The 15,444-nt window shown below is 70.3% G+C and carries 1 protein-coding gene; it reads left to right on the top strand.

Annotated elements, in window-relative coordinates; translation table 11 throughout:
• Positions 1–15,390 (top strand): non-ribosomal peptide synthetase (locus A5624_RS22510; RefSeq protein ID WP_066871309.1); only part of this gene is annotated, 15,390 nt, incomplete at its 5' end.
• Positions 15,391–15,444 lie beyond the last annotated feature (54 nt).

Below are 15,444 nucleotides of genomic sequence, written 5' to 3'. Positions count from 1 at the left end.
CGGCTCGTCTCGGCCGTGAATGCCGAACTGGACGCCGACCTCACCGTCCGATCCCTGTTCGAGGCACCCACCGTCGCTCAACTCGCGCCCCACGTGCAGGCCGGCGCCGCCCGCACCGACCGCTTGGTGCCCGCCGAACGGCCGGCGCTGGTGCCCCTGTCGTTCGCCCAGTCGCGCTTGTGGTTCATCGACCAGTTCCAGGGCCCATCGCCGGTGTACAACATGGCGGTCGCCCTGAAGCTGAGCGGGCCGGTGGATGCCGAGGTGATGAGCGCCGCCCTAGCCGACGTGGTGGGCCGCCACGAAAGCCTGCGGACCCTGTTCCTCGCGCCCGAAGGCACGCCGCAACAGGCGGTCGTCCCGCCCGAGCGCAGCGAGGTCGGCTGGCAGGTCGTCGACGCCACCCGGTGGCCGGCCTCCTGGCTGGCGGAGGCCACCCACGAGGCGGCGCGCTACACCTTCGATCTAGCCAGCGAATTGCCCTTGCGGGCATGGCTTTTCCACACCGGCGACGATGAACACGTCCTGGTGGCAGTGGTACACCATATCGCCGCGGACGGGTGGTCGCTGGCCCCGCTGGTGCGTGATCTCGGGACGGCCTATGCCAGCAGGTCGTCCGGACGAGCCCCGCAGTGGGCGCCGCTGCCGGTCCAATACGTGGACTACACGCTGTGGCAGCGTGCCCAATTCGGCGACCTCGACGACCCGGACAGCCCCATCGCCGCGCAGCTCGCCTACTGGGAACAAGCCCTGGCTGGGCTACCGGAACGTGTTGAGCTGCCCACCGACCGGCCGTATCCCTTGGTGGCCGATTACCGTGGGGCCGGCGTGGCCGTGCAGTGGCCGGCCGACCTTCAGCAACAGATCGCCGACCTGGCGCGAGCCCATCACGTGACAATTTTCATGGTCGTGCAGGCCGGCCTTGCCGTGCTGCTGTCCAGCCTGAGCGCGAGTTCCGATGTGGCGGTGGGCTTTCCGATCGCGGGCCGGCGCGACCCGGCCCTGGACGACGTCGTCGGTTTCTTCGTCAACACCCTGGTGCTCCGCGTAGACCTCGGCGGCGATCCCAGCGTCGCCGAACTGTTGGCCCGGGTACGGCAGCGCAGCCTGGCGGCCTACGAACACCAGGACGTGCCCTTCGAAGTGCTCGTCGAACGGCTCAACCCCACCCGGGACCTCGCCCACCACCCGCTGGTCCAGGTGATGTTGGCCTGGCAGAACAACCAACCCGTCGACCTGAATCTGGGCGATATACAGGTCACGCCGCTGCCCCTGGAGACCCAGGTCGCCCGGATGGATCTGGTCTTCTCGCTCACCGAACATTGGGGAGAGGACAGCCGGCCCGCCGGCATCACCGGAACGGTGGAGTTCCGCACCGACGTCTTCGACGCGCCCAGCATCGAGACGATGATCGCCCGCCTGCGGCAGGTGCTTTCGGCCATGACCGCCGATCCCGCCCGGGCGCTGTCGACGATCGGCGTCCTCGCCGAGTCGGAGCGCGACCGCCTCGATGCGATCGGCAACCGCGCGGTGTTGACCCAGCCGGTGACCGGTCCGGTGTCCATCCCGGCACTCTTCGACGAACAGGTGACTCACGCGCCCGCGGCGGTGGCGATCACCTGCGGCCGGCGGTCGTGGACCTACCGCGAGGTCGACGCGTCGGCTAACCAGTTGGCGCGCATACTGATTGGCCGCGGCGCGGGCCCCGGCCAGCGGGTGGCGGTGGCGATGCCCCGGTCGGCCGGGGCGATCGTGGCGATCCTGGCCGTGCTGAAGACCGGCGCGGCCTACGTACCGATCGACCCGGCGCTACCGTCGGCCCGCATCGAATTCATGCTCACCGATGCCGCACCGATCGCGACGATCAGCACAGCCGAGATCCGCGCGGATCTGCCCCGGTGCGGACCGGTCATCGACATCGACGACCCCGCCGTACGCGTCCAACCCACCACGGGATTGCCGGCGCCGGCGGCGGACAACGTCGCGTACGTCATTTACACCTCGGGGACCACGGGCGCCCCCAAGGGTGTCGCGGTAACCCACCACAATGTCACCCAACTGTTGCTGTCGCTGGATCCCGAACTGGGTCTGGGGCGGGTGTGGAGCCACTGTCATTCCCTGGCCTTCGATTTCTCCGTATGGGAACTCTTCGGGCCGCTGCTGCGCGGCGGACGCCTCGTCGTCGTCCCCGATCAGGTGGTCCGGTCTCCGGAAGACCTGCGCGCCTTGCTGATTGCCGAAGGTGTCGAGGTGTTGAGCCAGACCCCGTCGGCGGTGGCGGCACTGGCGACCGACGGCCTGGAATCGGTGGCGCTGATCGTCGGCGGCGAACCGTGCCCCGTCGAGGTGATGGATCGGTGGGCGCCCGGACGGGTGATGATCAACCAATACGGCCCGACGGAGACCACCATGTATGCGGCCATGACCGCGCCGCTGACGGCGGATCTCGATGTGGTGCCGATCGGTTCGCCGGTGCCCGGCGCCGCGCTGTTTGTGCTGGACCACTGGTTGCGTCCGGTGCCGCCCGGCGTGGTGGGGGAGTTGTACATCGCGGGCCGTGGGGTTGCCATCGGTTATCTGGACCGCGCCGGTTTGACGGCATCGCGGTTCGTGGCCTGCCCGTTCGGTGGGCCCGGCGCGCGCATGTATCGCACCGGCGACCTGGTCCGGTGGGGCGCCGACGAGCAGCTCGAGTACCTCGGGCGCGCCGACGAACAGGTCAAGATCCGTGGCTACCGCATCGAGCTCGGTGAAATACACTCCGCGCTCACCGAATTGGACGGCGTCGAGCAGGCCGCGGTGATCGCCCGCGAAGACCACTCCGCGACCGTGCGGCTGGTGGGATATGTCACCGGGACGGCGGACCCGACCGAAGTGCGGTCGCGGCTCGCCGAGCGGTTGCCGGCCTACATGGTGCCGGCCGCCGTCGTGACGCTCGACGCGCTGCCGCTGACCGTCAACGGCAAACTCGATACCCGCGCCCTGCCCGCCCCAAATTACGGCTCGGACGCCTACCGCGCCCCGGCCGACGCGATCGAGGAGATCCTGGCCGGCATCTACGCCCAGGCCCTCGGGCTTGAGCGGGTCGGCGTGGACGATTCGTTCTTCGACCTGGGCGGCGACAGCATCCTGTCGATGCAGGTGGTCGCCCGGGCCCGCGCCGCCGGCGTAATGTGTCGGCCGCGTGACGTTTTCGTGGAACAGACGGTGTCCCGGCTGGCGCGGGTCGTCACGCTGGTCTCCGCAGCAGTCGATGCGTCCGACGACGGGACGGGGCCGGTGGTGGCCACCCCGATCATGCGGTGGCTGCAGAACATGGACGGCCCCATCGAGCAGTTCAACCAGACGCTGGTGCTGGCGGCGCCGGCGGGCGTGGGTCAGGCCGACATACCGGTGCTGCTGCAGGCACTGCTGGACCGGCATCCCATGCTGCGGCTCTGCGTCGACGACGACGGCGCGGGCGACTGGTCCCTGCACGTGCCCGAGGTGGGTGCGGTGGACGCCTGCGCCTGCTTGCGGACCGTGGACGTGCTCTCCGATGCGGCGCTCAGCCAGGCGCGGTCCCGACTGAACCCCGGCGCCGGCGTGCTGCTGAGCGCGGTATGGGCCTGCGCGACAAACCAATTGGCATTGATCATTCACCACCTGGCCGTCGACGCCGTGTCCTGGCGGACGCTGGTCGAGGACATCAACATCGCCTGGGCACAGCGCCACAGCGGCCAGCCGATCGAACTGCCCGCAGGCGGGACCTCGTTCGCCCGGTGGTCGTCGCTGCTGGCCGACCACGCCCGCAGCGCGGCGGTGCTCGACCAGGCAGACGCCTGGCGGCGCATCGAGCAGACACCGGCGCTGTTGCCGGCGGCGCGGCCCGAGGACACCTACGCGACCGCGGGGCAGTTGTCGGCGTCGCTGGACGTCGAGACGACCCGGTCGTTGCTGGGAGAGGTGCCCGCGGCGTTCCACGCCGGGGTGCAGGACATCCTGCTGATCGCCTTCGGGATGGCGATCGCCGAATTCTCCGGCACGGCGAACCCCATCGGCATCGACATCGAGGGCCACGGGCGCGGCGAAGAGCTGGGCCCGAACGTCGATCTGTCCCGCACCGTGGGCTGGTTCACCACCAAACATCCGATCGCCCTGGACATCCCCGGCCTGGACTGGGGACGAGTGAGGGCCGGTGACGCCGCGCTGAGCGCGGTAATCAAGGACGCCAAGGAGCAACTGCGCGCCCTGCCGAACGGTGTGACCTACGGGCTGTTGCGCTACCTGAATCCCGAAGTGGCACTGGCTGGTTCGGATCCGGACATCGGGTTCAACTATCTGGGTCGCCTCGGCGGTGGAACCGCCGGGTTGTCCGACGAGTTGTGGCGGCCGAGCCCGAACAGTCCGTCGTTGAGTGCGGCGGCCGCGGCGCTCGCGCTGCCGTTGCCGCACACGCTGGAGCTCAATGCGGGCACCATGGAGACCGACGACGGTCCCGAGTTGCTGGCGAACTGGACGTGGGCACCCTCGGCGCTGACGCACCGCGAGGCAAAGCGGCTGAGCCGGTTGTGGTTTGAGGCACTGGCCGGCATCTGCGCCCTGGTCCGGCGCGGCGGCGGCGGCTTGACCCCGTCGGACATCGCCCCCGCCAGGCTCAGCCAGCAGCAGATCGACCAACTCGAGCGGCAATACGACGTCGCCGATATCCTGCCGCTGACCCCGCTGCAGCAGGGACTGCTGTTCCATGCGACCGCCGGCCAGGGCGACGCCGACGTGTACGCCGTCCAGCTGAACATCACGCTACGCGGCGCCCTCGATTCGCACCGACTGCAGCGCGCCCTGCATACCGTCGTCACCCGCCACCCCAACCTGGCCGCCCGATTCTGTTCGGACTTCGGCGATCCCGTGCAGATCATCCCCGGCGCTGCCGACCTCGCCTATCAGCATGTCGAGATCCGGGGCGGCGACGTCGAGGAACAGGTCCAGCGGCTCTGCACCGCCGAGCGGGTCGCGGCGCGAAAGCTCGGTGCGGATCCGCCGTTGCGGGCCGCGCTGATCCGCACCGCGGATCACGAACACCGGTTCCTCCTCACCGTCCACCACATCGTGATGGACGGCTGGTCGCTTCCGATCCTGCTGCAAGAGATCTTCGCCTGCTACTACGGCTCGCGATTGCCGACGGCGCTGCCGTACCGCGGGTTCGTCACCTGGCTGGCCGATCGGGACGTCGCCGCCGCCCGCCAGGCCTGGCGCGCTGCGCTCGACGGTTTCGACACCCCCACCATGGTGGGCCCGGCGGGCCGAATCGGGCTGGGCCCGCGCGCCGTGGCGACCCTGCAATTGACGGCCGAAACCACCAGTGCGCTAGGCGAACTCGCGCGCTCCTGCCGCACCACCGTCAACACCGTGCTGCAGGCGGCGTGGGCGCAGCTGCTGATGTGGCAGACCGGTCAACGCGACGTCGCCTTCGGCACCGCCGTCTCGGGCCGCCCGGCCGATCTGCCCGGCGCGGAATCCATGGTGGGCCTGCTGATCAACACCGTGCCGGTGCGCGCGCGCGTCACCGCGGCGAGTACCGTCGCCGACTTGCTGGGCCAGCTGCAACGTGCCCACAACGACACCCTCGAGCACCAGCACCTGGCGCTCAACGAGATTCACCGCATCACCGGGCATGACCAGCTGTTCGACAGCTTGCTCGTATACGAGAACTATCCGGTCGACGCCACGACGTTGTCGGCCGTCCACGACCTGACCGTCACCGAATTCACCAGCCACGACTACAACCACTACCCGCTGTCGCTGCAGGCCGTGCCCGGTGAAGAGCTGCGCCTGCGGGTCGAATTCGACACCGACGTGTTCGACCCGGCCCACATCGACACGCTGACCGCGCGGTTACACCGGCTGCTGGTCGCCATGGCCGCCGATCCGGCCCGGCCGTTGCTGTCCGTGGACGCGCTCGACGGCGGCGAACACGCGCGGCTTGCCGACTGGGGGAATCGGGCGGCGTTGACCGGGGGCGCGGCCGCACCGCCGTCACTGCCCGCGCTGTTCGCCACCCAGGTGACCCGCAGGCCCGACGCGATCGCGGTGACCTGCGAGGGCCGCACGATGACCTATCGCGCGCTCGACGAGGCGTCGAACCGCCTGGCGCACCTGTTGGTTGACCAGGGCATCGGGCCGGGACATGTTGTGGCGTTGCTGTTTTCCCGATCGGCCGAGGCGATCGTGGCCATCCTGGCGGCCCTGAAGGCCGGGGCGGCGTACCTGCCCATCGACCCGGCGCTCCCGCCGGCCCGGATCGGATTCATGATCGATGACACCGCACCGACCGTCGCGCTCAGCACGACGGGCCTGCGCTCGCGCCTGGCCGGGTCCGGACTGCCGGTCATCGACATCGACGCCGCCGCCGTCCACGATCACTCCGGCACCGCGTTGCCGGCGCCGGCATCCGACAACGTCGCGTACATCATCTACACCTCGGGCACCACCGGCGTCCCGAAAGGCGTTGCCGTCACTCATCGCAACGTCGCCCAACTCCTGGAATCGCTGCACGCCGCGCTGCCCGGAGCCGGCGTGTGGTCGCAGTGCCATTCCTACGGCTTCGACGTGTCGATCCAGGAAATCTGGGGCGCCCTGGCCGGCGGCAGCCGCCTGGTGATCGTGCCCGAGCAGGTGACGCGCTCGCCGGACGAACTGCACGCCATGCTGATCGCCGAAAGCGTCACCGTGCTCAGCCAAACCCCATCGGCGCTGGCGGCGCTGTCACCGCAAGGTCTGCATACCGCACTGATCATCGGCGGCGAACCCTGCCCGGCCGCATTGGCCGGCCAGTGGGCCCCGGGCCGGGTGATGATCAACGCCTACGGGCCCACCGAAACCACGGTGGATGTGGTGCTCAGTGCGCCGCTCGCCGTCGACACCGGAGCGCCACCGCTCGGCTCGCCGGTGGCCGGGGCCGCGCTGTTCGTGCTGGACGCATGGCTGCGGCCGGTGGCCGCCGGCGTGGTCGGCGAGCTGTACGTGGCCGGCGCCGGGGTGGCCGTCGGCTATCCGCGCCGCGCCGGTCTGACCGCATCCCGGTTCGTAGCCTGCCCGTTCGGCGGGACCGGGACGCGCATGTATCGCACCGGGGATCTGGTCCGTTGGGGCGCGGACGGTCGGCTGCGCTACGCCGGGCGCGCCGACGGGCAGGTCAAGATCCGTGGCCATCGCATCGAGCTCGGTGAAGTACACAGCGCCCTAGGGCAATTGGACGGCGTCACGCAGTCGGCGGTGATCGCCCGTGAGGACCGGCCGGGCGAGAAGCGGCTCGTCGCCTACCACACCGGCACCGCCGACCCGGCCGAGATCCGCGCCCAGCTGGCCGCGCGGCTACCCGCCTACATGGTCCCGTCCGCGGTGGTGGCCATTGAGGCAATGCCGTTGACGCCCAACGGCAAAATCGACGCCCGCGCCCTCCCGGCACCCGACTACACCCCTGGTGAGTATCGGGCCCCGGCCACCCCCGTCGAGGAAATCCTGGCCGGCATTTACGCCCGGGTGCTGGGGCTCGAGCGGGTCGGGGTGGACGATTCGTTCTTCGATCTGGGCGGCGACTCGCTGTCGGCGATGCGGGCGATCGCCACGATCAACACCACGCTGGACGCCGGCATCGGGGTGCGGATGTTGTTCGAGGCGCCCACCGTTGGCGAGTTGGCCGCACGCGTCGGCGCGGGCGGGGGCAGGCTCGACGGACTCATGGCGCACCAACGGCCGGCGGTGCTGCCGTTGTCGTTCGCCCAGTCGCGGTTGTGGTTCATCGACCAGCTGCACGGCCCCTCACCGGTGTACAACATGGCCGCGGCGCTGCGGCTGAGCGGACGCCTGGACGCCACCGCGCTCGCGGTGGCACTGCGAGACGTGGTGGCACGCCACGAGAGCCTGCGCACGGTATTCACCGCCGTCGAGGGCATACCGCAGCAGGTGGTGTTGCCCCCCGAGCGGGCCGACGTCCCATGGCAAGATGTCGACGCCACGGGCTGGTCACCCGCCCGCCTGGAGGACGCCATCCGCCACACGGCGCGGCACCCGTTTGACCTGACAACCGAAATACCCTTGTGTGCCAAGCTTTTCCGCCTCGGTGATGAGGAGCACGTCCTGGTGGCCGTGGTGCACCACATCGCCGCGGACGGGGGTTCGCTGCCGCCGCTGGTGCGCGATCTGGCGCTGTCCTACGCCAGCCGTGCGGCCGGACAGGCCCCGGACTGGACGCCGCTGCCGGCGCAGTATGCCGACTACACGCTATGGCAGCGCGCGCGATTCGGCGATCTGGAAGATCCGGACAGCCCGATCGCGAAGCAACTGGCGTATTGGGAACGGGCGCTGGCCGGGCTGCCCGAGCGGCTGGAGCTGCCCACCGATCGGCCCTATCCGGCGGTCGCCGACTATCGCGGGGCCAGCGTGGCGGTGGAGTGGCCGGCGGAGTTGCAGCAGCGGGTGCGGGCGGTGGCCGATGCGCACAATGCGACGAGCTTCATGGTGGTGCAGGCCGCCCTGGCGCTGTTGCTGGCCAAGATCAGCGCGAGTTCGGATGTGGCGGTGGGCTTTCCGATCGCCGGGCGGCGCGATCCGGCCCTGGACGACGTGGTGGGCTTCTTCGTCAACACCCTGGTGCTGCGGGTCGACCTGGCCGGTGACCCGACCATCGCCGAACTACTCGCCCAGGTTCGCCGGCGCAGCCTGGCCGCCTACGAGCACCAGGACGTGCCCTTCGAGGCGCTGGTCGAGCGGCTCAACCCGACCCGCAGCCTGGCGCATCATCCGCTGGTGCAGGTCATGCTGGCCTGGCAGAACCACGAGCCGACCGACCTGAGCCTCGGTGACCTGCGGGTCACCCCGCTGCCGGTCGACACTCGCACCGCCCGAACCGACGTGGCGTGGTCGCTGGCCGAACGCTGGACTCGGGACGGCCGGCCCGCCGGGATCGGCGGCGCGGTGGAATTCCGCACCGACGTGTTCGACACCGCCACCGTGCAAACGCTGATCGAGCGCTTGCGGCGGGTGGTGGCGGCGATGACGGCCGACCCCGCCCGGCGACTGTCGTCGATCGATCTGCTCGACGACGACGAGCACGCGCGCCTCCACGCCATCGGTAACCGCTCGGCGCTGTCGCGGCAGGCCAGCGGGCCGTCCTCGATTCCGGCGCTGTTCGCCGCTCAGGTGGCCCGCGACCCGCTGGCGGTGGCGCTGACGTGGGGCGGCCTGTCGATGAGCTATCGCGAGCTCGACGCGGCCGCGAACCGGTTGGCGCACCGGCTCATTGACGAAGGATGCGGACCCGGGCAATGCGTGGCGGTCCTGATGGAGCGCTCGGCGCACGCCGTCGTCGCCATCCTCGCGGTGCTCAAGACCGGCGCGGCGTACCTGCCGATCGACCCCGCCATGCCGCAACAGCGCATCGGATTCATGCTCACCGACGCCGCGCCCGTCGCCGCCGTCACCACGACGAACCTGCGGTCGCGGCTCGACGGATGCGGCGTCGCAATCATCGACGTCGCCGGGGCCGCCGTGCACACCCGGCCCGGCAGCGCCTTGACCGCGCCCGAACCCGCCGACATCGCCTACCTCATCTACACCTCCGGCACCACCGGGACCCCGAAGGGCGTCGCGGTCACCCACGGCAACGTCACCGCACTGCTGGCCTCGATGAACGGCCGGCTGACGTCGCCGACCGGAGTGTGGAGCCAGTGCCATTCGCTGGCCTTCGACTTCTCGGTGTGGGAGATCTTCGGGGCGCTGCTGTCGGGCGGACGGCTGCTGATCGTCCCCGACGACGTCGTGCGCTCACCGGAAGACTTGCGGGCCTTGCTGATTGACGAAGACGTCAGCGCGCTGAGCCAGACCCCGTCGGCCTTCTTCGCGCTACAGGGCGCCGACGCGTCGCGGTCAACGCATCAGTTCACCCCGCGCACCGTGGTGTTCGGCGGCGAAGCGCTGCTTCCCCAGCGGCTGGGCAAGTGGTTGCACAACCACCCGCACCGCCCGCGGCTGATCAACATGTACGGCATCACCGAGACGACGGTGCACGCCTCCTGTCGGGAGATCTGCGACGCGGACATCGACGGCCACGTCAGTCCCATCGGAAAACCGTTGGCGCACCTGGCGTTTTTCGTCCTGGACCCGTGGCTGTGCGCGGTGCCCGCCGGTGTGCCCGGCGAGCTGTACGTGGCCGGGTCCGGGGTGGCCGTCGGTTATCTGGGCCGGGCCGGATTGACGGCGTCGCGGTTCGTGGCCTGCCCCTTCGGCGGCACCGGGACGCGCATGTATCGCACCGGGGACGTGATGCGTTGGGGCCCGGACGGTCAGCTGCACTACCTCGGGCGCGCCGACGATCAGGTCAAGATCCGTGGCCATCGGATCGAGCTCGGTGAAATACACAGCGCCCTCGCCCAATTGGACGGGGTGAAGCAGGCGGCGGTGATCGCCCGTGAGGACCGGCCGGGCGAGAAGCGACTCGTCGGCTATCTCACCGGCACCGCCGATCCGGCCGAGGCCCGCGCCCGGCTGGCCGAGCGGTTACCGGCCTACATGGTGCCCGCCGCGGTGGTCGCCGTCGACGCAATACCGTTGACACCCAACGGCAAACTCGACGTCCGCGCCCTGCCGGCACCGGACTATCACGGCCGTGATCAATACAGCGCCCCGGCCACCGCCGTCGAGCAGACCATCGCCGACATCTACGCCCACGTGCTAGGCGTCGACCGCGTCGGGATCGACGACTCCTTTTTCGACCTCGGTGGCGACTCGCTGTCGGCCATGCGGCTGGTGGCCGAAATCAACGCCGGTCTCGACGTCCACCTCGGCGTGCGGGCCCTGTTCGAAGCGCCCACCATTCGCCGTCTGGCGGGCCGCCTGGGCGCCGATGGGGGCGGGCGCCTGCCCCTGGTCGCCGCAGCGCGGCCGGCGGTGGTGCCGTTGTCGTTCGCCCAGTCGCGGTTGTGGTTCATCGGCCAATTGCATGGGCCCTCGCCGGTGCACAACATGGCCATCGCCCTGCAACTGCACGGGCGCCTCGACGACGCGGCGTTCGGCGCCGCGCTAGCCGACGTCGTGGCCCGCCACGAAAGCCTGCGGACCCTGTTCCCGGCGCACGAGGGCATACCCCAGCAACTGGTGGTCGAGGCGGGGGAGGCCGACTTCGGATGGCAGATCAGCGATGCGCGTGGGTGGTCGGCCGCCCGGCTGGGCAAGGCCATCGACACCGTGGTCGGCCACCGCTTCGAGTTGGCCACCGAACTCCCGTTGCGGGCGCTGCTGTTTCGGGTGGACGACAACGAGTATCTGCTGGTTGCCGTGCTGCATCACATCGCCGCCGACGGGTGGTCGCTGACGCCGCTGGTGCGCGATCTGGGCGAGGCCTATGCCAGCCGTGTAGCCGGACAGGCCCCGGGCTGGGCGCCGCTGCCGGTGCAGTATGTCGACTACACACTGTGGCAGCGCGCGCAATTCGGCGAATTGCAGGACCCGCACAGCCTGATCGCCGGGCAGTTGCGGTATTGGGAACACACCCTGGCCGGAATGCCCGAGCGGCTGGAACTGCCGACCGATCGGCCCTACCCGATGGTGGCCGACTTCGGCGGGGCCAGCGTGGCGGTGGAGTGGCCGGCGGAGTTGCAGCAGCGGGTACGGGCGGTGGCCAACGCGCACAACGCCACGAGCTTCATGGTGGTGCAGGCCGCCCTGGCGGTGTTGCTGGCCAAGATCAGCGCGAGTTCGGATGTGGCGGTGGGTTTTCCGATCGCCGGGCGGCGCGATCCGGCCCTGGACGACGTGGTGGGCTTCTTCGTCAACACCCTGGTGCTGCGGGTCGACCTGGCCGGTGACCCCACCGTCGCCGAGGTCTTGGCGCACGTGCGCGCGCGCAGCCTGGCCGCCTACGAACATCAGGATGTGCCCTTCGAGGTACTCGTGGAGCGGCTCAACCCGACCCGCAGCCTGGCGCATCATCCGCTGGTGCAGGTCATGCTGGCCTGGCAGAACACCGATGCCGCCGAACTGAGCCTCGGCGACGTCCGGGTCACCCCGGTCCCGGTAGAGACCCGCACCGCGCGAATGGATCTCGCGTGGTCGCTGGCCGAACGCTGGACTCGGGACGGCCGGCCCGCCGGGATCGGCGGCGCGGTGGAGTTCCGCACCGACGTGTTCGACACCGCCACCATCGAAGCCCTGGTGTGCCGGCTGCATCGGGTGCTGACGGCCATCACCGCCGACCCCACCGCGCGGTTGTCGTCGATCGACGTGCTGGGCGCCGACGAGCACGCCCGCCTCGATGCGATCGGCAACCGGACGGCGCTGACGCGCGAGGCGCACCCACCCGCGTCGATCCCGGAGGTGTTCGCTGAGCATGTCGCGCGCGCGCCCGAGGCGGTGGCCATCACCGACGGATCGTGTTCGTGGACCTACCGTGAACTCGACGAGTCCGCGAACCGGTTGGCGCACTTGCTCGTTCACCACGGCGCGGGACCGGGCCAGTGCGTGGCGCTGCTCGTCGAACGCTCCGCCCGGGCCGTCGCCGCGATCCTGGCCGTGCTCAAGACCGGCGCCGCGTACCTGCCGATCGACCCGGCGCTGCCGGCGGCCCGGATCGACTTCATGCTCACCGATGCCGCACCGACGGTCGTGCTCACCACCGCCGAGTATCGTTCGCGCTCGGGAGATCTCGGCCCGCTCGTCATCGACATCGACGACCCGGAGGTCCACCGCCAGCCTGCGACGCCGCTGCCAGCACCGGCGCCGCAGGGCGTCGCCTACACGATCTACACCTCGGGCACCACCGGTGTCCCCAAGGGGGTGGCCGTGACCCACGGCAACGCCACCCAGCTGTTCGCCTCGCTGGGCGCCGCCGGCCTGCCCGCGGCGCCGGGGAAGGTGTGGAGCCAATGCCACTCGCTGGCTTTCGACTTCTCGGTGTGGGAGATCTTCGGTGCGCTGCTGCACGGCGGACGGGTGCTGGTGGTGCCCGACGAGGTGGTGCGCTCGCCGAAAGACCTGCACGCCTTGCTCGTCGCCGAACGCGTCGACATGCTGACCCAAACGCCGTCCGAGGTGGGGATGCTCGGCACGGAGGGGCTGGAGTCGACGGTGCTGGCCGTCGCGGGCGAAGCCTGCCCCGTCGAAGTGGTGGACCGCTGGGCGGCCGGACGCGTGATGGTCAACGTCTACGGCCCCACCGAGATCACGATCGTCGCGGCCGTCAGCGCCCCGCTCGCCCCGGGACCCGAGGCGCCGCCGATCGGTTCGCCGGTGGCGGGCGCCGCGTTGTTCGTGCTCGACGGGTGCCTGCGGCCGGTGCCCGCGGGTGTGGCCGGCGAGTTGTATGTGGCCGGTGCCGGCGTGTCGACCGGCTACCTGGGCCGGGCCGGCCTGACCGCGTCGCGGTTCGTGGCCTGCCCGTTCGGCGGGACGGGGGCGCGCATGTATCGCACCGGGGACCTGGCCTGGTGGGGCGCGGACGGGCAGCTCCGGTATGTCGGGCGCGCCGACGAGCAGGTCAAGATCCGCGGCTACCGCATCGAACTCGGCGAGATCCAGGCCGCGCTGGCCGGGCTGGCCGGCGTGGAGCGGGCGCTGGTGATCGCCCGCGAGGACCGCCCGGGCGACAAGCGGCTGGTGGGGTACATCACCGGCACGGCCAACCCGGCAGAGATCCGCACGGTGCTGGCCGAGCGCCTGCCCGCCTACATGGTGCCGTCCGCGGTGGTGGTGTTGCCGGCACTCCCGTTGACACCGAGCGGCAAGCTCGACATCCGCTCGCTGCCGGCGCCCGACTACGGCACCGAGGACTACCTGGCCCCGGCCACCGCCGTGGAGGAGATCCTGGCCTGGCTGTACGCCCAGGTGCTCGGCTTGGAGCGGGTCGGGGTCTCCGAATCGTTCTTCGACCTGGGTGGGGATTCGCTGTCGGCCATGCGCCTGGTCGCCGCGATCTACAACGCCCTCGATGTCCACCTGCCGGTGCGCGCCGTCTTCGAGGCGCCGTCGGTGCGCGCCCTGAGCCAGCAGCTCAACGCCGAACACGGTGCGGCAGAGGGTCTTCGCGCCGACTTCGCGTCCGTGCACGGCCGCGACGCGACCGAGGTGTACGCCAGCGACCTGACGCTGGACAAGTTCATCGACGCCCCGACGCTGTCGACCGCGCCGGCGCTGCCGGCCCCGCGCGGCGACCTGCGCACGGTCCTGCTGACCGGGGCCACCGGCTTCCTCGGTCGCTACCTGGTGCTGCAGTGGCTGGAACGGCTGGAACTGGCGGACGGAAAGCTGATCTGCCTGGTGCGGGCCGCCTCCGACGAGGACGCGCGCCGCCGGCTCGAAAAGACCTTCGACAGCGGCGATCCGGCGCTGCTGCGGTATTTCCACGAACTCGCCGACGACCATCTCGAGGTGATCGCCGGTGACAAGGGTCGCGCGAACCTCGGCGTGGACGAACCGACCTGGCAGCGGCTGGCCGACACCGTCGATCTGATCGTGGACTGCGCGGCCGTCGTCAACGGCGTGCTGCCCTACAGCGAGCTGTTCACCCCCAACGTCGCGGGCACCGCCGAGCTGATCCGGCTGGCGGTCACCACCAAACTCAAGCCGTACACCTACGTGTCGACGGCCAACGTCGGTGACCAAATCGAGCCGGCGGCGTTCACCGAGGACGCCGACGTCCGGACGGCCGGCCCGATTCGCACCGTCGACGGCAGTTACGGCAACGGCTACAGCAACAGCAAGTGGGCGGGCGAGGTGCTGCTGCGCGAGGCCAACGACCTGTGCGGGCTGCCGGTTTCGGTGTTCCGCTGCGACATGATCCTGGCCGCCACCACCTATCGGGGCCAGCTGAACCTGTCGGACATGTTCACCCGGATGGTGCACAGCGTGGTGGCCAGTGGCGTCGCGCCGCGCTCGTTCTATGCGCTCGACGCCGACGGCAACCGGCAACGCGCGCACTTCGACGCGCTGCCGGTCGAGTTCGTCGCCGAGGCGATCGCCACGCTGGGCGCCCAGGTGATGGACGGGTTCGAGACCTACCACGTGATGAATCCGCACGACGACGGCATCGGCCTCGACGAGTACGTCGACTGGCTCATCGAGGCCGGCTACCCGATCGAGCGGGTCGACGACTTCACCGAATGGCTGCAGCGGATGGAGACCGCCCTGCACGCCCTGCCCGAGCGGCAGCGCCACCAGTCGGTGCTGCAACTGTTGCAGCTGCGCAACGCCTTGCACGTGCCGCCGGCGGATCCCGCCCGCGGGTGCCTGGGGCCGACGGAGCGTTTCCGCGCCGCGGTGCAGGAAGCCAAGATCGGTCCCGATAACGACATTCCGCAGATCAGCCCGTCGGTGATCGTCAAATACGTGACCGACCTGAAGCTGCTCGGTCTGCTCTGAAATCCTTTGGCTGATAGGGGTTTTCGCTGCCGCGATCAAACCCGTCGTCGCCGC

It is taken from the genome of Mycobacterium sp. 1482292.6, assembly GCF_001672995.1.
GTDB classification, from domain to species: domain Bacteria; phylum Actinomycetota; class Actinomycetes; order Mycobacteriales; family Mycobacteriaceae; genus Mycobacterium; species Mycobacterium europaeum_A.
This window is presented reverse-complemented; position numbering and strand designations above follow the sequence as displayed.